This is a genomic window from Xylophilus sp. GW821-FHT01B05, from assembly GCA_038961845.1.
In the GTDB taxonomy this organism is placed as follows: domain Bacteria; phylum Pseudomonadota; class Gammaproteobacteria; order Burkholderiales; family Burkholderiaceae_C; genus Xylophilus.
In genome coordinates this window covers 5,779,635-5,800,656 of the sequence record CP152408.1, presented here as the reverse complement: position 1 = coordinate 5,800,656, position 21,022 = coordinate 5,779,635, and the positions used below count along the sequence as shown (strand labels likewise).

The window sequence follows — 21,022 nt, the reverse complement described above, 5'->3', positions numbered from 1 at the left end:
GAAGGCGCGAAGTATCATCCCTCGCACCAAGTACTCGAATGCCCGGAGGACGCCATGGCCCTGATGGATTTCATCAAGAAGCAGTTCATTGACATCCTGCAGTGGACGGAGGAGGGCGATGGCACGCTGGCCTGGCGCTACCCGATGCGGGACCTGGAAATCCAGAACGGCGGCACGCTGGTGGTGCGCGAGTCGCAGGTGGCGGTGTTCGTCAACGAAGGCCAGGTGGCCGACGTGTTCAGCCCCGGCACCTACAAGCTCACGACCCAGACGCTGCCGGTACTGACCTACCTGAAGAACTGGGACAAGCTTTTTGAGTCCCCGTTCAAGAGCGACGTCTACTTCTTCAGCACGCGCCAGCAGGTCGACCAGAAGTGGGGCACGCCCCAGCCGATCACCATCCGCGACCAGGACTTTGGCGCGGTGCGGCTGCGTGCCTTTGGCAACTACAGCTACCGCGTGGCCGATGCCAAGCGCTTCCACACCGAGATCTCCGGCACCCGCGCCGAGTACAGCACCGGTGACCTCGATGGCCAGTTGCGCGGCCTGGTGCTGCAGAACATCAGCAATGCCATAGCCGCCAGCGGCGTTTCTTTTCTGGACTTGGCGGCCAACCAGATCATGTTTGCGCAGGCGCTCACCACTGCGCTGCAGCCTGAATTTGCCAAGATCGGGCTGCAGCTCGAAGGCATGACGGTGCAGAACCTGTCGCTGCCCGAAGAGCTGCAGCAGGTCATGGACCAGAAGATCGGCATGGGCATGGTCGGCAAGGACATGGGCCGCTTCATCCAGTACCAGACCGGCCAGGCCATACCCAAGATGGCCGAGGGCGCGGCGGGCGGCGGTGGCGGCATTGCCGGCGACGCCATGGGCCTGGGCGCCGGCGTGGCGCTGGGCCAGGTGCTGGCGCAGAACCTGCAGCAGGGTTTGCAGGCGGCGCCGGCTGCTGCTGCTGCCCCCGCCGTGGTGCGCGCCGAGGATGTCATGGCCACGCTGGAGAAGCTGGGCGAGCTCAAGTCCAAGGGCATCCTCACGCAAGAGGAATTTGACGCCAAGAAGGCAGAGCTGCTCAAGAAGCTCGTCTAGTCGCTTGGCCACCGCCGTTCCCCAGCGCGTCTACCGCGCGCCCTGCCCGGGCTGCGGCGCGCCGGTTGATTTCCGCAGCGCGCAGTCCACCCACGCGGTCTGCGTCTACTGCCACAGCACCATCGTGCGCAGCGGCGAAGTGCTGTCGCGCATCGGCCGCATGGCCGAGCTGTTCGACGACCACAGCCCGCTGCAGCTGATGGCCACGGGCGCGCATGCGGGCCAGCCGTTCACGCTGGTGGGCCGGCTGCAGTACCGCTCGGATGCCGGCACCTGGAACGAATGGCATGCGGCCATGGCCGATGGCTCTTCGGCGCTGCTGGCCGAGGACAACGGCGCCTATGTCTTTGCCCGGCCGGTCGTGCTGCCGATTGCCGCGCCGCCGCCCGAGGCGCTGCGCCTGGGCGCACGCACCGCAATCGATGGCCGGGGCTACAGCGTGGCCTTCCAGGGGCTGGTGACGCTGGTGGCGGCGGAGGGCGAGCTTTCGCACATCGCGCCGCTGGGCCAGACGTTCCCTTCGGCCGAGCTGCGCGGCGACGACGGCACGGTGCTGTCGCTGGACTACTTCCGCGATCCGCCCGATGTCTCGCGCGGCGAGTCTGTGCTGCTGGAGACGCTCAAGCTCAGCGGCCTGCGCGAGGTCTCGGAGAAGACCGAGGCTGCGCGCCAGTTCAACTGCCCGAACTGCGGCGCGCCGGTGGCCGTGCAGTTGCAGGACAGCAAGGCCATCACCTGCCCGAGCTGCCGCAGCATCATCGACCTGACATCCGGCCTGGGCGGCGAGCTGCGCCACGCGCTGCAGGACGAGCCGATCCGCCCGCTGATACCCGTGGGCACGCTGGGCCAGCTGCAGGGCGCGGAGTGGCAGGTGGTGGGCTTCCAGCACCGCATGGGGCGCGAGGCTGGCGACGACGAGAGCTTTGGCTGGAGCGAGTACCTGCTCTACCACCGCCAGCGCGGCTTTTGTTTTTTGGTGGATGCGGAAGATGGCTGGAGCCTGGTCAAGCCCGCCACCGGCGCGCCCAAGCTCAGCAGCGACCAGAACACCGCCAAGTACCTGGGTTCGGCCTACGCGCTGCAGTACCGCTACGACGCCGAGACCATCTATGTGCAGGGCGAGTTCTATTGGCCGGTGGAGCGCGGCCAGAAGACCTCGAACGCCGACTACGCCTACAACCGCCAACTGCTGTCCATGGAGCGCAGCCGCAGCGAGGTGACCTGGTCCATGGGCAACCGCCTGGAGACGGCCACCATCGCCGCGGCCTTCGGGCTGCCCGAAGAAAAGAAGCTGCAGCTGGCGCGCGGCGAGGCTAGGCTCGGCTCGGGCATTGGCTGCACCGGCGTCATACTGGTTTTGTTCGTGCTGCTGGTGCTGGTCTTGCTGCTGTCGCGCTGCAGCACTTGTGACCCGGCGCGCGAGAACTGCGGTGCGTCGGCGCGCAGCCCGGGCGGCGCCTGGGGTGGCTATTCCAGCGGCGGCGGCCACAAGTAGGGCGTGTCATTCCACGGAGGTTTCCATGATTTTTGAATGGTTCAGGCCCGGTGCCTTGCTGGGCTCTGTCTTCTTTGCGCTGCTGGGCGTGGTGGTGTTCTGGCTGTGCTTTCTGATCATCGACAAGATCACCCCCGTCGATCTGTGGGCCGAGATCATCGAGAAGCAGAACGTTGCGCTCGGCCTGGTGGTGGCGGCGATGTGCCTGGGCATCTCGCTGATCGTGGCGGCGGCGATCCACGGCTGAGGCCGGCCAGGCGCTGGCAATGCGCCTTCGGTCTCTGCATGCTTGTAAGACGATATGTGGACTTTCCAAAAACATCACCAGATGTAAAAACGGGATTCATGGGGGTAATCACTGTGATTTGGCGATGAGCAACGCCGGATAGTGCTCAATGTTGTCCGACAACATATAACAGTCAAGCGGTTAGGCCGCATAAGGAGACACCATTGAACGCGCAGTTTCACCGCAGCGCCATGGCGGCAGCCGTGGGCATACAAACCCAGCGCCGCAGCTTCCTGCTGGGCGCCGGAGCACTCTTTGGCGGGGCCTTGCTTGGCCTTGAAGGTTGCGGCGGCGGTGGCAGCAACGGCGATGTGGACGACCCGATCTGGGGTTTGTCTGGCGCGGCCACCCTCATCGTCAACGCGCTCAAGTCGGTGTCGCAGGATTCGTTTCCCCCGCGCGACTTTCTGGTCACCGACTACGGCGCGCAGGCCTGCACCGTCGTGGATTCGCCCAACCCCTACACCAACGCAGCCCTGTCGCCGCCCAGCGCTGGCTCGGACAAGACCCAGGCGCCGGGCGCGTTCGATGCGCGTCCGGCATTTTTGGCCGCGATACAGGCCTGCAATGCGGCCGGCGGCGGGCGCGTCGTGGTGCCGGCGGGCAACTGGTACTGCGCGGGGCCGATCGTGCTGCTCAGCAACGTCAACTTCCATTTAAGCGCCCACTGCCAGATCTACTTCAGCAACAACCCGGCCGACTACGCCAAGGATGGCCCGATCAATTGCGGCACCAACGGCCAGCTGTACTACGGCCGCTGGCAGTCGAATGACTGCCTGAACTTTGGCTCGCCGATCTATGCGCGCAACCAGTCGCACATTGCCATCACCGGTGCCGACCAGACCTCGATCCTCAATGGCCAGGCCATGACGCCCTTTGCGGGCAGCGGCAACACGGCCACCTCGTGGTGGACCTACAAGGGCAACGTGGGCCAGTACGGTTTTGTCAGTGCCAGCGCTACACCGTCTGCGGCCTCCAACAACCCGCTGAACCTTGATTTGCGTACCAAGGTGCCGGGCATCAGCGATGCGCTCTATGCGCTGCTGACCAACCCCGCCACGCCCTGGCAGCAGGACCAGAACTACCTGCCATGCCTGTCGGAGGCGGGTGTGCCGATAGAGCAGCGCATCTTCGGCCTGGGCCACTTCCTGCGGCCCTGCATGGTCACCTTCATTGGCTGCACCGACGTGCTGATGGAAAACTACCAGACCAACAACACGCCGTTCTGGCAGCACCACCCGGTCGACTGCAAGAACGTGGTGATACGCGGCGTGCTGGCCGACAGCACCGGCCTGAACAACGACGGCTTTGACCCGGACGCCTGCGACATGGTGCTGTGCGAGAACGTCGAGTTCAACACCGGCGACGACTGCATTGCGATCAAGTCCGGCAAGAACCTCGACACCCTGTACGGCCCGGCGCAAAACCACGTGATCCAGAACTGCGTGATGCAAAGCGGCCACGGCGGCCTCACGCTGGGCAGCGAGATGGGCGCGGGCATCGAGAAGATCTATGCGCGCAACCTGGAGATGCGCAACCTCAACTGGGCCACCAATGCGCTGAACATCGCCATCCGCATCAAGACCAACATGAACCGCGGCGGCTTCGTGCGCGGCCTTTATGTGGACAACGTGACCCTCGCCCACGGCGTGAGCCTGAGTCCCTCGGGCTATGGCTCGTCACTGCTGGCAGGCAGCCCGATCAACGCCACCGTGCCGCTGGGCGTGGTCACCGCCGCGGCCGCCAACCCGTCGGCGGCGCAGGGCGGCATCATCACCTTCGACTGCGACTACCAGCCGGCCAAGGATGCGATCCGGACGCGGCCGGCCACGGTCGAGAACATCAACATCTCGCGCGTCAAGGCCAGCAACGTGACGCTGGGCGGCGTCACTGCGTCGTGCTTCCAGGCCATCGTGGCGCAAGGCCCGGTCAAGGCCGACTACAACGGCCCGCTGCCGGTGCCGCTGGTGCCGGCCATCACCGGCGTGACGATCAGCGACTGCGATTTCGGCACGCCCACGGCGGCCGGGCCGGCCAGTGCGAGCGTGCCGGGCCCGATCTACGCCTACAACGTGCACGACATCGTGCTGAAGAACGTGAAGATTGCCGGGACGACCTACAACACCACCGTGAGCGACGTGCGCTAGGCGGTCAGGGCCGGTCCCACCACAGCCCGGCGCACAGCGCCAGGCCCACGGCGTAGAGCAGCCAGGTGCTGGACACCGCATACGGGTAGAACATCAGCGCCACGCCCAGCCACTTGGTGTTGCGCCGCGCCTCGCGCCGGCCCAGGCGCCAGGCCACCAGCCCGACCAGCCCGAACAGGATGGCGCCCACGATGTAGGCCGGGCTTGGCAGCGTCAGGCCCAGGTCGGAGAGGGCGGCAAGTGTGTCCATGGTGAGCGTCGGAGCCGGCATGGGCCTGCTTGGTTCCCCAGCCCGATCGGCGAAGATTGTGGCCGTATGAAACACACCCATGCCCCGCGCCCGGTGCAGGTCGCGCTGCTGGCCAGCGTCTTCGTCATTGCCGCCTGCGGGCTGCTGTACGAACTGGCGGCGGGGGCGCTGGCGTCTTATCTGCTGGGCGACTCGGTGCTGCAGTTCTCCACCGTCATCGGCACCTATCTGTTTGCCATGGGCGTGGGCAGCTGGCTGTCGCGCTACCTGGAGCGGCAGCTGCCGGCGCACTTCCTGCGCATAGAGCTGCTGGTGGCGCTGGCCGGCGGCATGCTGCCGGCCTTGTTGTTCCTGTCCAGCGCCTGGCTGCCGGGCGCGTTCCGGCTGCTGCTGTACGGGCTGGTGTTTGCCGTGGGCGTGCTGGTGGGCTTGGAGATTCCGCTGGTGATGCGCATCCTGAAGCGCGACGTGCAGCTGAAGGACTTGGTGTCGCAGGTGCTGACCTTCGACTACCTGGGCGCGCTGGCGGTGTCGCTGGCGTTTCCGCTGCTGCTGGTGCCGCAACTGGGGCTGGTGCGCACGGGCCTGCTGTTCGGGGTGCTGAATGCCGTGGTGGCGCTGTGGGCGCTTTGGCTGTTTCGCCATGAGCTGCAACGCCCGCGCGCCCATGCGCTGGCCTGCGCGGCCACGCTGGCGGTGCTGCTGGCCGGCTTTGCCGGGGCCGACCGCATCAGCACGCTGGCCGAAGACAGGTTCTACCAGGACCACATCGTGTTTGCGGCCAACTCGCCCTACCAGCGCATCGTGGTCACGCAGGGGCGTGCCGGGCACCGGCTGTTCCTCAACGGCAACCTGCAGTTTGCCGAGCGCGACGAGTACCGCTACCACGAGGCCCTGGTGCACCCGGCCATGGCCGCGCAGGGCGCGCCCAGGCGCGTGGCCGTGCTGGGCGGCGGCGACGGCATGGCGGTGCGCGAAATCCTCAAGTACCCGTCGGTCGAGCAGATCACCCTGGTTGAGCTGGACCCGAACATGACGCGGCTGTTCTCCACGCACGAGACGCTGGCGCGGCTCAACGGCCATTCGCTCACATCGCCCAAGCTGCGCATCGTCAACGCCGACGCCTTTGCCTGGCTGCAGCAGACGGATGAGATGTTCGACGTGATCGTGGTCGACTTCCCCGACCCGACCAACTTCGCCATCGGCAAGCTCTTTACCCAGTCCTTCTACGCGCTGCTGGAGCAGCGCCTGTCGGCCAGCGGCTACGCCGTGGTGCAGACCACCTCGCCGCTGGTGGCGCGCAAGAGCTTCTGGACGGTGGTGCAGACCATCGAGGCCGCGGGCCTCACCGCCACGCCCTACCACGCGCATGTGCCGAGCTTTGGCGAATGGGGCTTTGTGCTGGCCAGCCACCGGCCCTGGCGCCTGCCCACGGCGCTGCCGGCGGGGCTGCGCTTTCTGAACCTGCAAAGCCTGCCGCTGCTGTTCGACTTTCCGCAGGACATGGCGCGCGTGCCGGCCGAGGTGAACCGGCTGTCCAACCAGGTGCTGGTCAACACCTACGAGGAAGAATGGGGCAAGGTCACGCATTGAGCCCGCCCGCATGAAGCGCCGCCACGCCCTGCAACTGCCGGTGCTTGCCTTGGCCGGCTGCGAGCCCGCGCCGCGCCAGATCGCTGGCGGCTTTGCCGGCCAATCGGCCGGGCGCGGCCACCTGCTGCGCGACCCGGCCGCCTGGCCCGCGCCCACCGTGCAGCGGCGCGCCCAGGTGCTGATCGCGGGCGGCGGTATCGCCGGGCTGGCGGCGGCGCGCGCGCTGCGGCAGGCGGGCGTGGACGACTTCGCACTGCTGGAGCTGGAGGACGAAGCCGGCGGCAACAGCCGCGGCGGCAGCGTCGAAGGCGTGGCCTGCCCGCTGGGCGCGCACTACCTGCCGCTGCCCGGCGACGATGCGCCCGAGGTGCAGAACCTGCTGGAAGAACTGGGCCTGCGCCAGCGCGTGGCCGGCCGCTGGCAGTACGACGAGCGCCACCTGTGCCACAGCCCGCAGGAGCGCCTGTTTTTTCGCGGCGCCTGGCAGGACGGCCTGCTGCCCATGCAGGGCGTGGGCGCCGACACGCTGGCCCAGTACCGCCGCTTTGCCGCGCGCGTGGCGGCGCTGCAGCGCGAAGCGACATTTGCCATTCCTGTACAAAAATCGACTTTTGCCCAGGTACAGCTTGGGCTGGATGCTATTGTTTTTGAAAACTGGCTGAACCAGGAAGCCTTCACCGACCCGCATCTGCGCTGGTACCTGGACTACTGCTGCCGCGACGACTACGGCGCCGGCATGGCCGTTGTCTCGGCCTGGGCCGGCATCCACTACTTTGCCAGCCGCCACGGCTTTCACGCGCCGGGCGATGCGGACGCCGAGCGTGAGCCGGTGCTGACCTGGCCCGAGGGCAACGGCTTTCTGGCGCGCGCGTTGGCCGCGCCGTTGGGCGATCGGCTGCAGGCCGGCCGCAGCGTGCTGCGCATTGCCAACGGCCGGCACGGCGTGGAGGTCGATGCCTACGACCACGCCACGCGCCAGGTCGAGCGCTGGCAGGCGCGGCACTGCGTCGTCGCCCTGCCGCTGCATGTGGCGGTGCACGTGGTGCAGAACGCGCCAGACTTTCTGCGCCAGACGGCGGCCGCCACGCCGCACGCGCCCTGGCTGGTCGCCAACCTGCACCTGGACGCGCCGCTGGCCGACCGCCCCGGCGGCGCCGAGCCCTCGTGGGACAACGTGATCTACCAGGACGCGCCAGGCGCGCAAGGCCTGGGCTATGTCGACGCGCGCCACCAGTCGCTGGACCCGCGCCCCGGCCCGACCGTGCTCAGCTGCTACCGCGCCCTGGGCGGCACGCCCGGCGGCCGCGCCGCGCTGCTGCAACAGCCCTGGCAGGCCTGGCGCGACACCGTGCTGGCCGAGCTGGCCGTGCCGCACCCCGACGTGCTGGCGCGCGCCACGCGCATGGAGATCACGCGCTACGGCCACGCCATGGCCGTGCCGGTGCCCGGGACTTTGAGCCGAATCGGGCGTTTGCCCAGTACCCACCTGGGCTATAAGCTATCAAAATCAGAGCAATACGGGCCGCAGAGCGGGCGGCTGCGTTTTGCCCACTCCGACTGGTCGGGCTATTCGGTGTTTGAAGAGGCTTTCACTCGGGGCGATGCTGCGGGGCGCTCGATAGGCTGAGCCCGTGGTAGCCCCGGCCTGCGTAGACCAGGCAGGACAAGGGTTGCGCTCCGGCGCCCAACGCCAGAACCGTGCAAAACAGTACCTGGTGGGTGCCGGCATCCACCGCGTGCTGGATGCGACAGTCGAAGGCCGCGGCGGCCCCTGCGAGCACCGGCGCGCCCGTGGCCAGGCTGTGCCAGGAGGCCGCATCGAAGCGCTCGGCCATGGGCGTCTTGCCACCGAAGCGGCGCGACAGCGCCTCATGCCCGGCCGCCAGGGTGTTGACGCACAGCACGCCATTGCCCATGACCGCAGCAAAGGCAGAGGACTTGCGCTGGATGCACACCAGCAGCGTGGCCGGAGCGTCGCTCACGCTGCAGACGGCCGAGGCCGCGAAGCCGGCCCGGCCATGGGGGCCGTCGGTGGTGACGATGTTGACGGCGGCTGCCAGCCGCGCCATCGCATCGCGGTAGGCCTCGGCACCGACGGCGTCCGGGATGGTCTGGGGCAGGTCCTGGATAAGGCGCATGGGACGGATTTGGGTCAATAGGTATGCAATACAACGCAATTCGTATGCCTGATGACGAAGGCTGAGACCTGAATTGCGTGGCAAGCCCCGAAAAATACGACTTTCACGGGAACGGAATTTGCTTTTATCGAAAGCGCTAATGCATACAAGAACGTTCCCTCAAGGTACAAGGAGTCGTTTCCCGTGACACGCCAGATCCACCTCGGCCTCTTCCTGCTCGGCACCGGCAGCCATACCGCCGGCTGGCGCTATCCGGGTGCACTCAACTCGTTCCAGGACTTTCGCGCCATCCAGAAGATCGGCGAGACGGCCGAGCGCGGCCTGTTCGACCTGATCTTCATGGGCGACAACCTCAACGCCGACCCCAAGGCGCACCCGTCGTACACGCTGCGGCTGGAGCCGCTGACCATGCTGGCGGCGCTGTCCACGTCCACGCGCCACATCGGCCTGGGCGCCACCGTGTCCACCACCTACAGCGACCCGTTCACGGTGGCGCGCGCCTTTGCCTCGCTGGACCACATCAGTGGCGGCCGGGCGGCCTGGAACGCGGTCACCACGTCCAACCCGGTGGTCGGCGCTAACTTCGGCACGGTGCATCCCGATCACGCGCGCCGCTACGAGATGGCGGGCGAATTCATCGACGTGGTCAAGGGCCTGTGGGACGGCTGGGACGACGACGCGGTGCCGGCCGACCGCGCCAGCGGCCTCTACATCGACCCGGCCAAGGTGCATGCGCTGGACCACGAGGGCGCGTTCTTCAAGGTCAAGGGCCCGCTCAACATCGGCCGTGCGCCGCAGGGCCACCCGGTGGTGCTGCAGGCCGGCGGCTCCGAGCCCGGCCTGCAACTGGCGGCGCGCACGGCCGACGTGGCGTTTTCCGTGGTGCAGGACATCGACGAGGCGCGCGCCAGCTACGCCGATCTGAAGCGGCGGCTGGCCGGCTTCGGCCGCCGGCCGCAGGATGTGACCGTGCTGCCCGGCGTGATGCCCGTGGTGGGCCGCACCGACAAGGAGGCGCGCGACAAGCTCAACACGCTGCAGGCCTACATCGGTGATGGCAAGGCCATGGCCGTGCTGTCCGAGCGCTTCGGCCATGACTTCTCGGGCTACGAGCTGGACGCGCCAGTGCCCGAGCTGGCGCTGCCCGACACCTACCACGCCTTCACCCGCGTGCTGCTGTCCAAGGCCCGGCGCGAGCAGATGACGCTGCGCGACCTCTACAGCCTGACGGCCGCTGCGCGCGGCCATTGGGTGGTCTGCGGCAGCCCGGTCACCATCGCCGACACGCTGCAGCACTGGTTCGAGACCCATGCCGCCGACGGCTTCAACATCATGCCGCCGTACTTCCATGAAGGCTTCGAGGACTTCGTCGACGGCGTCGTGCCCATCCTGCAGGAGCGCGGCCTGTTCCGCCGCCAGTACGAGGGCAGCACGTTGCGCGACCACCTGGGCCTGCAACGCCCCCAAACACCGGCTCGCGGCTAAAAACGTCCCGGAAAACCAGGGGCACCGTGGATCTGGCTCCGCCAGTCCACCGGTGCCGCCCCCTTCTTTCCAAGAAGGGTTGGCGGAGCGCAGCGCAGCTTGGGGGTTATTGCTTGAACAACGCGATGAAGTCCAGCAGCTTCTCGCCCAGCAGATTCACGTGGCCCTGCATGGCGCGGCCTGCGCCTTCCTCGTCGCCGCAGGCGATGCAGCGCAGCACGGTCTCGTGTTCGGTCAGCGTGTCGGTGCGGCGGCTGGGCCTATGCGTGACCATGCGGCGGTAGGCCGCCACGCGATTGCGCAGGGCGCGGGTCTGGTCGGCCAGGAACTCGTTCTGCGAGGCTTCATAGATGACTTCGTGGAAGCGGCGGTTGACCTCGTAGAAGGCCTCCACGTCATCGGAGGCGGCGAGCTCCGTGAGCTGCGTCTGCAGCGCATGCAACTGGGCCAGCTGCACGGGTGCGATGCGGCGCGCCGCGAGCTTGGCGCAAAGGCCTTCCAGCTCGGCCATCACCTGGAACATCTCGATCAGCTTGTGCGCTGACAGGCGCGCCACCAGCGCCGGCTGGCGGTTGCGGGTTTCGATGAGCCCGGCCGCGGCCAGGTGGCGCAGAGCCTCGCGCACGGGGGTGCGCGAAACCTGCAGGCGGGCGGCGAGCTCCATCTCGTCGAGCCGCGCGCCCGGCTGCAGGGCGCCCGAAAGGATGTCCTGCTCCAGTATCTGCTGGACCTGTTCGGAACGGGTAATAGGTGTCGTCATGGCTGGGGGCTGAGTGCGACGGGAGCATAGCGAGATTCGGGCCTGCCTGGTCGCCTGGCATCCAAAAAATCAATCAATGTATGCAACAAGCATAAATAGAAATGCATCAATATGGATCGTGAATGCCCTATCAGGTGGCAGCACTCACTTTGATGGTGCAGCCCAGGCGCTTCAGATACCGGGTGCATCACCATTTTTGCTGGCATACCTCTTGCGCAAAGCGGTAGGAGTGGGCAGTGCAGCGCGATGGCGCCTTTGCCCGCGGCGCGCAATAGCTTGCATACATAGTTCTGAAAGGTTGTCGGTCCATGGATCTCGGTTTCAAAGGCAAAACGGCGCTGGTCACGGGGGCCTCCAAGGGCATTGGCCTGGCCACGGCCCACAGCTTTGCGCAGGAAGGCATCGCCAAGCTGCACCTGGCGGCCCGATCGGAAGACAAGCTGCTGGCCGCGCAGGCCGACCTGAGCGCGAAGTACGGCGTGAAGGTCGAGATCCATGCGATGGACCTGTCCAAGACCGAGAGCGTGGTCGAGCTGGGCCGGCGTTGCGCCGATGCCGACATCCTGGTCAACAACGCGGCCGACTCCACCGGCGGCCCGCTCGACAAGGTGACCGATGCGCAGTGGCGCGAGAGCCTGGACATGAAGATCTTCTCGTACGCCACGCTCACGCGTGAGCTGTATGCGCACATGAAGGCGCGCGGCCATGGCGTGATCGTCAACGACATCGGCAACTCGGGCGAGAACTGGGACGCCAACTACATCGTCGGCACCACCGGCAACGCCGCCATGATGGCCTTCACCAAGGGCGTGGGCGGCGCCAGTCTGGACGACGGCATCCGCGTGGTTGGCGTCAATCCGGGCCCGGTGGCCACCGATCGCATGGTCAAGCTCATGAAGCGCCGCGCGCTCGACTGGTACGGCGACGAAGGCCGCTGGGAAGAGCTGTTCGACAAATACCCGGCCAAGCGCCCGGCGCGCCCGGAAGAGGTGGGCGACCTGATCGTCTGGCTGGCGTCCGACCGGGCGCAGTACATCAGCGGCACCATCGTGACCATCGACGGCGGCATCGCGTCGCGCGGCTCCATCATCTGATAGGGCGAGCCATGGCAACCGATACCGCCCTGCGCCCTTTCGAGGCGCGCAACGCCTACTTCGACAGGCTCTGCAGCACGCCGGGCCTGATGTGGCTGGGCCAGAACACCAACCACTTCGACCCGCATCCCTCGGTCATCCAGGCCGCTATCGCCGCGCTGCAGGACGGCAGCTACCACGCCTACGCGCCGCCCGCAGGCTTCGAGGAGTTGCGCCGCCTGATCGTCGAGGACTTCGGCCTGGCCGGCACCGATGCCTGCGCTTTCGTCACCGACGGCGCGGTGGAGGCGCTCTACAACGTCTGCCGCAACATCTGCACGCCCGGCACCGACTTCGTCACCACCAACCCGAGCTGGGCCTGGCCCATGCAGTTCGCGCGGCAGGCCGGCGCCACCGTGGTCGAGCTGCCGATCTACGACCCGGCACAGGGCTACAAGCTCAGCGCCGAGCAACTGCGCGCGGCCGTGGGCCCGAACACCGGCGTGATCTACCTGGTGGACCCAAACAACCCGCTGGGCACCTGCCACACGGCAGCCGAGATCGAGGAGATCGCCGCCATCGCCAGGTCGGTCGGCGCCTGGTTGATCCACGATGCCACCTACGCGCACTTCGCGGACGACTTCACGCCCGCCTACCGCTTCTATCCCGAGAAGACCATCACTACCTACAGCTTCTCCAAGTGGCTGGGGCTGGCCGGCATGCGGCTGGGCGCGGTGATCGCCAGCCCGGCCACCATAGAGATGGTGGCCACCGCGCCGCCCAACAACCTGGGCAGCAACGTGGTGTCGCAGCGCGCCGCCATCGCGGGCCTCAAGAGCAAGGCCGAGTGGTTCCCCACCATCAAGGCACGCCTGCGTCGCAACCAGGCCGCCGTGCTGGCGGCCGTGCAGAAGGTGCCGGGGCTCTCCATCCCGGTGTACCCGTCACAGGCCAACCTGGTGGTGATAGAGACCATAGACGCAGGCATAAAGCCAGAGGCGCTGGTAGCGGCCTACCAGGAGGTGGGCATCATGATCCGCCAGGGCACCTATCACACGCAACGCTTCGGCCACCGCTTCGTCAAGGTCAGCCTGACCGTGCCGGAGGTCTGGGCCGATGCCTTTTGCGAGCAGCTGCCAGCCATGGTCGAGCGCGCCCGCAGCATCGAATTGCCCGCCCGCCTGTTCTGACGCCGCGAAAGGAATCCCCATGCCCTTCATCACCGCGCGCGACGGCACGCGCCTGCACTTCGAGGAAGCCGGCAGTGGCACGCCCATCCTGTTCGTGCACGAGTTCGGCGGCGACTGGCGCAGCTGGGAGCCGCAGATGCGCTACTTCACACGGCGCTACCGCTGCATCACCTACAGCGCGCGCGGCTACCTGCCGTCGGACGTTCCGCAAGACGTGGAGCGCTACTCGCAGGCCATCGCGGTCGACGACATGGCCGATCTGCTGGACGGCCTGGGTATTGACAAGGCGCATGTGGTTGGCCTGTCGATGGGCGGCTTCGCCACGCTGCACTTCGGCCTGCGCCACGCGCAGCGCGCACTGTCGCTGGTCGTGGCCGGCGCGGGCTACGGCGCCGAGAAGCAGTTGGAAGAGCACTTCCGCGGCGTGTCGCTGGAAGTGGGCCGGCAGTTCGAGGCGCAGGGCGCGCCCGCGTTCTCCAAGGTCTATTCCACCGCCGCCTCGCGCATCATCTTCCAGCAGAAGGACCCGCGCGGCTGGCAGGAGTTCGCCACCCAGCTGGGCGAGCACTCGTCCATAGGCTCGGCCCGCACCATGCAGGGCGTGCAGGCGCGCCGCCCCTCCATCTACGACCTGGAAGCCGAACTCAAGGCCATGGCACTGCCCATGCTGGTGCTGGTGGGCGACGAGGACGACCACTGCCTGCAGCCCGGCATCTTCCTGAAGCGCACCGTGCCGGCCTGCGGCCTGCTGGTGCTGCCCAAGGCGGGCCACACGCTCAACATCGAGGAGCCGGGGCTGTTCAACCAGTTCGTGTCGGACTTCCTGGCCACGGTGGAGCAGGGCCGCTGGGTGCCGCGCGATCCGCGCTCGGTGCCCTCCGAAATCATGAAAACGTCCTGATGCCGGAACGCGTGGCCATGGCTTCTCCCTCTTCCACCCAGGTGCGTGCGTCGGCCCATGTCGATGCGGCGCGCCTGCAGGCACGGCTGGATGCGCTGGCCCGCATCGGCGCCACGGCGCACGGTGGCGTGAATCGCCAGGCGCTGTCGCACGAAGATGCACTGGCCCAGGCCGAGATGACGCGCTGGGGCGCGGCCATCGGTCTGCAGGCCGCGCGTGACGCGGCGGGCAATTTCTTCCTGCGGCTGCCGGGCCGTGTCCCTGCCGCCGCGCCGGTGCTCAGCGGATCGCACCTCGACAGCCAGCCCACGGGCGGGCGTTTCGACGGCGTCTATGGCGTGGTGGCTGCCTTCGAGGCGGTGCAGGCGCTGGTGGAGACCGGCGTCGTGCCCGAGCGGCCGATAGACGTGGTCGCCTGGATGAACGAAGAGGGCTCGCGCTTTGCGCCCGGCATGATGGGCTCGGCCGTGTTCGCGGGCGAGCGCACCCTGGCCGAGACCGAGGCGGCCACCGATGCCGGCGGCACCAGCGTGGGCACTGCGCTGCGCCAGGTGCAGGCCACGCTGGCGCAGATGCAGACCGAGGGCCTGCCCGCCATTGCCGAACGTGCGCTGGGCGGCGCGGTGCATGCCTATGTCGAGGCGCACATCGAACAAGGCCCGCTGCTCGAACGCATGGCAACCCCCGTGGGCGTGGTCACCGGCATCCAGGGCAAGCACACCTGGCGCATCGAGGTGCAGGGCGAGGCTGCGCACGCCGGCACAGCCACCCGCGCCGAGCGCAAGGACGCACTGCTGGCCGCGCTGGCGATGGTGCAGGCCATGGCCGCGGCCTTCCATGACGCCGGCGACGTCACCAGGTTCACCGTCGGCCGCTTCGAGGTCACGCCCAACGCGCCTTCGGTGGTGCCCAGCCGCGTGGTGTTCTCCATAGATCTGCGCCACCCGGACACGACCGAGCTGCAGCGCATGGCCGATCTGGTGGCGGCGCTCTGCGATAAGCACCGCGGCCCATGCGAGGTGGCAGTGCACTTGCTGTCGGCCGCCGACTCGCTCAGCTTTCCAGCTGCGCTGCAGGCCCGCATCCGCGATACGGCGCGGGCGCTGGGCGTGCCCACGCTGGACCTGCCCTCTGCCGCGGGCCACGACGCGCGCTACCTGCACGGCATTGCGCCGGCGGCCATGCTGTTTGTGCCCTGCCACCTCGGCATTACCCACAACGAGGCGGAATACGCGCAGCCCGAGGACCTGTACCAAGGCGCCCGCGTACTCGCCGACGTGCTGCAGGCGCTGGCCTGCGAGCAAGGAGCGCCATGAATTCCGCCGCACTCCCATTCCCGCCTGCCGCAGCCAAGGCTGCGGCGGCCCTGCATGAAAGCACTGCCTTGAACCCTGACGCGCCCACCCCTGCCAGCGCCGCCGCGCCTGGTGGCAATGCCCTGCTCTCCCTGGCCGGCGTGACCAAGACCTTCGGCCCGGTCAAGGCGCTGGAAAACCTCGACGTGGCCATCCGCCCCGGTGAGTTCGTGACCATCGTCGGCCCCAGCGGCTGCGGCAAGAGCACGTTGTTCAACATCGTGGCCGGGCTGGAAGAGCCGGACGCCGGCGGCCAGCTGCGCTTCCTGGGCAAGGACTGCGCCGCGCGCAGCCTGCTGGGCCAAGTCTCCTTCATGCCACAGCGCGACCTGCTGCTGCCCTGGCGCACGGTGATAGACAACGCCATCCTCGCGGTGGAGATGGAAGGCATGCGCCGCGCCGATGCGCGCCGCATTGCGCTGGAGATGCTGCCCGAGTTCGGCCTGGCCGGCTTCGAGCGCCAGTACCCGCACCAGCTCTCCGGCGGCATGCGCCAGCGCGTGGCGCTGATGCGCACCTTCATGTTCAAGCGTGACCTCTTGCTGCTCGACGAGCCCTTTGGCGCGCTGGACGCGCTCACCCGCAGCATGATGCAGCGCTGGCTGCTGGACATCTGGCAGAAGCACCGCCGCACCATCCTCTTCATCACGCACGACGTGGACGAGGCCCTGTTCCTGGGCGACCGCGTGCTGGCCATGACGGCGCGGCCCGGCCGCGTGAAGCTGGAACTGCCGGTGGATCTGCCGCGCCCGCGCATGCCCGACATCGTCACCTCGCCCGCCTTCATGGAGCACAAGCGCGTGTTGCTGGAGGCGATCGAGGAAGAGAGCATGAAGTCCTTCATGTCCACGCAGGGCCGGCCGTGATGGACGCCGACCCGCGCTATCCCCGCCCGGCCCACATCGGTGCTGCCGAATGGCAGGCCCGCGTGGCGTTGGCCGCCACCTACCGGCTGGTGGCGCGGCTGGGGCTGGACGACATGATCTACAACCACATCTCGATGCGGGTGCCCGGCACGCAGGACCAGTTCCTGCTCAACCCGTACGGGCTGCTGTTCGAGGAGGTCACCGCCTCCAGCCTGGTGCGCATAGACCTGCAGGGCCGCAAGCTGGAGGACACGCCCTACGAGGTGAACGCTGCGGGCTTCGTGATCCACGGTGCCATCCACCAGGCGCGGCACGACGCGCTCTGCGTGCTGCACACCCATTCGGACGCCAGCCTGGCCGTCTCCGCGCAGGCCGAGGGGCTGCTGCCGTTGTCGCAGTTCGCCATGCGCTTCTACCGCCGCCAGGGCTTCCACGACTACGAGGGCGTGGCACTGGACCTGGACGAGCAGCAGCGCCTGGTGCGCGACATGGGCCAGCACCCGGTGCTGCTGCTGCGCCACCACGGCATCCTGACCGTGGGACGCACGCCGGGCGAGGCCTTCATGCTGCTCTATTACTTCGACCGCGCCGCGCGCATACAGCTCGACATGCAGGCCGCGGCCGCGGGCGGCGCGCCGATGCTGGTGCCGCCCCATGCGGTGGCTGAACACGCCGCGCGCCAGTTCTGGGAGCAGGACGGCGACATCCTGGTGGCCGGCGAGCGCGAGTGGCCCGGCCTGCTGCGCAGCCTCGACCGCCACGACCCCGGCTACCGCGCCTGAGCGCGGCCAGCCCTCGCATGCGTTTCCTGTTTTCCAACCCTCTCCACCGGAGCCGACCATGACGATGAAGCGACGTTTCCTGACCACCCTGGCAATGGCCGCCATGCTGGGGCTCACCACGCTGACGGCGCAGGCGCAGGCCCCGCTGGCCAAGGCCACGCTGCGCCTCAAGTGGCTGCCGCAGGCGCAGTTCGCCGGCTTCTACTACGCGCAGGCCAAGGGCTACTACAAGGATGCCGGCATAGACCTGACCATCAACCCCGGCGGTCCCAACCTGCTGACCGAGAACCTGGTGGCTACGGGCGCGGACACCTTCGGCCTGTCCGGCGGCACCGACAGCGTGATGGGTGCCATCGACAAGGGCCTGCCCATCGTGGCCGTCGGCGTGGCGCACCAGACCACGCCCTTTGTCTTCGTCACCCGCGCCGACGGCCCGGTCAAGACGCTCAAGGACTTCGAAGGCCGCAAGGCCACCACTTGGTTCACCGGCGCCAACTACGTGCTGTTCGGCATGCTGGCCAACGCCGGCGTGGACCGCTCCAAGGTCGACATACAGCCGCAGCAGGTCAGCGTCACGCCCTTCGTCAATGGCGAGATCGATGTGGTCACCGCCACCTGGTACAACGAGCTGTACACCATCCGCGAGCGCATGGGCGCGGAGAAGCTCAAGCTCTTCGTGGCCGAGGACTTCGGCATGACCTTCCCGCGCGACACCGTGATCGTGTCGAAGGACACCGCGCAGAAGAACCCCGAGCTGGTCAAGGCCTTCCTCAAGGCCTCGATCCGCGGCTGGCGCGACGCCATGGCCAACCCCAAGGAGGCGGTGGACATCGTCATGAAGGCCGCGCCCACGCTCAACCGCGCGCACCAGGAATTCATGCTGACCGAGGCCTATCGCCTGATGACCGCCGGCAAGGCCAAGACCGAGGGCCTGTTCAACATCGACATGGCCGCGATCAAGACCGCGCATGACTTCCTGCTGGCCAACAAGGCGCTGCCCAAGGCGGTGGACTTGAACGCTGCATTCGACCCGAGCTTCCTCAAGGCCATCGACCTGAAGGACCGCCTGCCGTGACGGCCGGCAGCGGCCTGCGGCGCGCCTGGGTGCCTGTGGCGCAGGGCCTGGGGCTGATCCTGGCCGTGGCCGTGCTGTGGGAAGGGGCGGTGGTCCTGTGCGGGATATCGCCCCACTACCTGCCGCGCCTGAGCGTGGTCCTGGCGTCCATGGCGGCCACGCCCGAAGCCTACGTCGCCGGCTTCCTGCGCACCCTGAGCGAGACCCTGCTGGGCTTTTGCGTGGGCACCGTGGTGGGCGTGGCCAGCGGCGTGGTGTTCCGCCAGTCACGCCTGCTGCGCGAGCTGGTGTTCCCGGTGTTCGTGATCTCGCAGACCATTCCCGTGATTGCGTTCGGCGCCGTGGTGGTGTTGTGGCTGGGCAACACCATCTTGGCCAAGGCCATGATCGCCTTCTACCTGACCTTCTTCCCGGTCACGGTCAACACCCTCAACGGCCTGGAGGCGGTGGACCGGCGCCAGGAAGACCTGCTGCGCAGCTTTGGCGCCTCGCGCTGGAAGCTGCTGTGGCAGCTGCAGCTGCCGGCGGCGCTGCCGCAGATCTTTGTGGCGCTGCGTCTGGCCTGCACACTGAGCCTGCTGGGCGCCATCGCCGGCGAATGGTTCGGCGATACGGTGGGCCTGGGCGTGCTGCTGCTGCAGGCCATGTACAACGAGCAGATGGTCGCGCTATGGGGCGCCATATTGGCCGCGGGCCTGCTGGGCACCTCCTTCTTCGGCGTGGTGGCGCTGCTGGAGCGCCGCATCGTCTTCTGGCGGAGCGAACTCTGATGAGCGCAACTGCATCACTGCCAACCGCGGTGGCGGCGGCACCAGCCACATCCCGCACCGTGCTGCGCGGCGCCACCGGCATCCTGGGCATCTTCGTGCTGTGGGAGGTGCTGACGCGCGCGCTGGGCGTGCCAGCCTACATCCTGCCCAGCGTCAGCAGCATATTGGCCGCCATCGGCCGGCAGCGCGGCGTGCTGGGGCCGGCGGCGGCCACCACCTTCTTCGAGGCGCTGGCGGGCTTTGCTGCGGGCTCCATCTGCGGGTTGGCGCTGGCCGTCGTGCTCACCCTGCTGCCGCTGGTGAAGAAGCCGGTGCTGCCGCTGGTGACCGCGCTCAATTCGGTGCCGGTGGTGGCCTATGCGCCGCTGATCCTGCTGTGGTTCGGCATAGGGCCCACCTCCAAGGTCATCATGGTGGCGATCGCGGTGGGCTTCACCGTGTTCCTGCATGCGCTGGCCGGGCTGGCGCGGGTGGACCCGCGCGTGGTCGACCTGATGCGTAGCTTCGGCTCGGGGCCAGCCGCCATCCTGTGGCGCATCCGTGTGCCGGCGGCCATTCCGCTCACCGCCGCAGGCATGCGCGTGTCCACCACGCGCGCCGTGATCGTCGCCATCGTCACCGAGATGCTGGGCGCGCAGCGCGGCCTGGGCTGGACCATCTACCAGGCGGTGCTGCAGGTGGACTTCGTGCAGGTCTGGTCAGCGATCTTCGTGGCCTCGGCCGGCAGCCTGCTGTTCTTCGGCCTCGTCAACTTCGTGGAGAAGCGCTATGTCTTCTGGAAGTAGCACTGCCGGCACGGCCCGTCCCTCGCTGGCCGCCATGGGTGCGCAGCATGCGGCCCAGCCCGCCAATGCGGCCGAGGCACAGGCCCGGTACTTCAACTCGGCCAACGCCTTCAACGTGAAGCTGCCCGCCGTGCCGGCCCAGGCCTTCACGGCGCAGGCCGCCGCCGCGCTGGATGCGGCCTCGCCCACCGGCTGGTGGGCCTGCGACCAGTCGCCCGCGCTGGGCGGCGGCTTTCCCGCCACCACGCCGCTGATGCTGGCGCGCTATGCCCGCATACGCGCGGGCGAAACGCTGGCTGCCGATTTCTGCGCCAGCGGCCTGATCTATCGCGTGATCGAGGGCCGTGGCTGGAGCCGCAGCGGCGGCGAGGAACTGCGGTGGGCGGCCGGCGATGTGCTCTTCCTGGCTGGCGGCCAGCCCTGGCTGCTGGGCGCCGATGCGGGCCAGGACGCGGTGCTGTGGGCCGTGACCGACGAGCCGCTCTATGCCCTGTGCCGCGCGCGCCCGGTGCCTGCGGCCCTGCCCACGGTGCACTACCGCGCCGACGACATCGCGCGCCAGCTGGACGCGGTGCACGCCGCCACGCCGGAGGCGGGCAATGCCGGCCTGGCGGTGGTGTTCTCCAGTGCCGCGCTGGAGGCGGGGCGCAACATCCTGCCCACGCTCACGCTGTCGCTCAACAGCCTGCCGTCGGGCGCCGACCAGGCGCCGCACCGCCACAACTCGGCGGCGATCACACTGGTCGTGCGGGGCGAGCATTGCCACACGCGCATCGACGGCACGCCGTGCGCCTGGCAGCCCTGGGCCACCCTGGTCACGCCACCGGGCGCCGCCCATTCGCACCACAACCGCGGCAGCACGCGGGCCGAGTTCCTGATCGTGCAGGACGGCGGCCTGCACTACCACGCGCGGACCATGGGGTTTGCGTTCCTGGACCAGAATGCTTGAAGAAAAAGGCCTGTATCCCTTATGAATAAAGGGCCT

20 protein-coding genes are annotated in these 21,022 nt (G+C 68.0%); 17 read left to right on the top strand and 3 right to left on the bottom strand.

Features of this window, described 5'->3' with window-relative positions; all coding sequences use genetic code 11:
* Positions 1-54 precede the first annotated feature (54 nt).
* The 4 genes from AAFF27_27025 to AAFF27_27010 all read left to right on the top strand — a co-directional run bounded on the left by AAFF27_27025 (position 55) and on the right by AAFF27_27010 (position 5,014).
* A complete protein-coding gene (locus tag AAFF27_27025; protein XAH23580.1) occupies positions 55-1,086 on the top strand; it encodes an SPFH domain-containing protein in 1,032 nt (343 codons plus the stop codon).
* 4 nt (positions 1,087-1,090) lie between these two features.
* Positions 1,091-2,581, top strand: a complete 1,491-nt coding sequence (locus AAFF27_27020) for a DUF4178 domain-containing protein (protein ID XAH23579.1) — start codon at positions 1,091-1,093, stop codon at positions 2,579-2,581.
* Positions 2,582-2,606: 25 nt separating this feature from the next.
* Positions 2,607-2,828 (top strand): DUF350 domain-containing protein, encoded by a 222-nt coding sequence (locus AAFF27_27015; protein ID XAH23578.1) that lies wholly within the window; start codon positions 2,607-2,609, stop codon positions 2,826-2,828.
* A gap of 230 nt (positions 2,829-3,058) precedes the next feature.
* A complete protein-coding gene (locus tag AAFF27_27010) occupies positions 3,059-5,014 on the top strand; it encodes a glycoside hydrolase family 28 protein (protein ID XAH26341.1) in 1,956 nt (651 codons plus the stop codon).
* A gap of 4 nt (positions 5,015-5,018) precedes the next feature.
* Here the strand turns inward: AAFF27_27010 and AAFF27_27005 are convergent, their stop codons facing one another.
* Complete coding sequence (locus AAFF27_27005; protein ID XAH23577.1) at positions 5,019-5,264, bottom strand: hypothetical protein; 246 nt, start codon at positions 5,262-5,264, stop codon at positions 5,019-5,021.
* Positions 5,265-5,330: 66 nt separating this feature from the next.
* On the opposite strand from AAFF27_27005, the gene AAFF27_27000 reads away from it, so the two are divergent.
* Positions 5,331-6,857 (top strand): polyamine aminopropyltransferase, encoded by a 1,527-nt coding sequence (locus tag AAFF27_27000; protein ID XAH23576.1) that lies wholly within the window; start codon positions 5,331-5,333, stop codon positions 6,855-6,857.
* A 10-nt stretch (positions 6,858-6,867) separates the two neighbouring features.
* Positions 6,868-8,484, top strand: a complete 1,617-nt coding sequence (locus AAFF27_26995; protein XAH23575.1) for an FAD-dependent oxidoreductase — start codon at positions 6,868-6,870, stop codon at positions 8,482-8,484.
* Here the strand turns inward: AAFF27_26995 and AAFF27_26990 are convergent.
* Positions 8,447-8,995, bottom strand: coding sequence for a flavin reductase (locus AAFF27_26990; protein XAH23574.1), 549 nt, complete (start codon positions 8,993-8,995; stop codon positions 8,447-8,449). The two genes, AAFF27_26995 and AAFF27_26990, sit on opposite strands and share 38 nt — an antisense overlap.
* A 183-nt stretch (positions 8,996-9,178) precedes the next feature.
* Between AAFF27_26990 and AAFF27_26985 the strand changes: the two genes are divergently transcribed.
* Positions 9,179-10,480: an LLM class flavin-dependent oxidoreductase gene (locus AAFF27_26985; GenBank protein ID XAH23573.1), complete on the top strand. Its 1,302-nt coding sequence runs from the start codon at positions 9,179-9,181 to the stop codon at positions 10,478-10,480.
* 106 nt (positions 10,481-10,586) lie between these two features.
* On the opposite strand, the gene AAFF27_26980 is transcribed toward AAFF27_26985, so the two are convergent.
* Entirely contained in the window at positions 10,587-11,240 is a 654-nt protein-coding gene (locus AAFF27_26980; GenBank protein XAH23572.1) for a GntR family transcriptional regulator, read from the bottom strand.
* A gap of 308 nt (positions 11,241-11,548) precedes the next feature.
* Between AAFF27_26980 and AAFF27_26975 the strand changes: the two genes are divergently transcribed.
* Genes AAFF27_26975 through AAFF27_26930 form a run of 10 tightly spaced genes read left to right on the top strand, consistent with a single transcriptional unit; the run spans position 11,549 to position 20,986 of the window.
* A complete protein-coding gene (locus AAFF27_26975) occupies positions 11,549-12,334 on the top strand; it encodes an SDR family oxidoreductase (GenBank protein XAH23571.1) in 786 nt (261 codons plus the stop codon).
* 11 nt (positions 12,335-12,345) lie between these two features.
* On the top strand, positions 12,346-13,503 hold the full coding sequence (locus tag AAFF27_26970; protein XAH23570.1) for a pyridoxal phosphate-dependent aminotransferase: 1,158 nt from the start codon (positions 12,346-12,348) through the stop codon (positions 13,501-13,503).
* Between the two features lie 19 nt (positions 13,504-13,522).
* Complete coding sequence (locus AAFF27_26965) at positions 13,523-14,404, top strand: alpha/beta hydrolase (protein XAH23569.1); 882 nt, start codon at positions 13,523-13,525, stop codon at positions 14,402-14,404.
* A gap of 17 nt (positions 14,405-14,421) precedes the next feature.
* Complete coding sequence (locus AAFF27_26960; protein XAH23568.1) at positions 14,422-15,720, top strand: M20 family metallo-hydrolase; 1,299 nt, start codon at positions 14,422-14,424, stop codon at positions 15,718-15,720.
* Positions 15,717-16,625 carry an ABC transporter ATP-binding protein gene (locus AAFF27_26955; GenBank protein XAH23567.1) on the top strand — a complete coding sequence of 303 codons (909 nt, stop codon included), beginning with the start codon at positions 15,717-15,719 and terminating at the stop codon, positions 16,623-16,625. The genes AAFF27_26960 and AAFF27_26955 overlap by 4 nt, the downstream gene beginning before the upstream one ends.
* Positions 16,625-17,407: a class II aldolase/adducin family protein gene (locus AAFF27_26950; GenBank protein XAH23566.1), complete on the top strand. Its 783-nt coding sequence runs from the start codon at positions 16,625-16,627 to the stop codon at positions 17,405-17,407. Before AAFF27_26955 ends, AAFF27_26950 begins: the two co-directional genes overlap by 1 nt.
* Positions 17,408-17,465: 58 nt before the next feature.
* A complete protein-coding gene (locus AAFF27_26945; protein ID XAH23565.1) occupies positions 17,466-18,482 on the top strand; it encodes an ABC transporter substrate-binding protein in 1,017 nt (338 codons plus the stop codon).
* Positions 18,479-19,252 carry an ABC transporter permease gene (locus tag AAFF27_26940; GenBank protein XAH23564.1) on the top strand — a complete coding sequence of 258 codons (774 nt, stop codon included), beginning with the start codon at positions 18,479-18,481 and terminating at the stop codon, positions 19,250-19,252. The genes AAFF27_26945 and AAFF27_26940 overlap by 4 nt, the downstream gene beginning before the upstream one ends.
* The gene (locus tag AAFF27_26935; protein XAH23563.1) at positions 19,252-20,037 is read left to right on the top strand and encodes an ABC transporter permease; all 786 of its coding nucleotides are present in this window, start codon (positions 19,252-19,254) and stop codon (positions 20,035-20,037) included. Before AAFF27_26940 ends, AAFF27_26935 begins: the two co-directional genes overlap by 1 nt.
* Positions 20,021-20,986: a cupin domain-containing protein gene (locus AAFF27_26930; GenBank protein XAH23562.1), complete on the top strand. Its 966-nt coding sequence runs from the start codon at positions 20,021-20,023 to the stop codon at positions 20,984-20,986. The genes AAFF27_26935 and AAFF27_26930 overlap by 17 nt, the downstream gene beginning before the upstream one ends.
* Positions 20,987-21,022 lie beyond the last annotated feature (36 nt).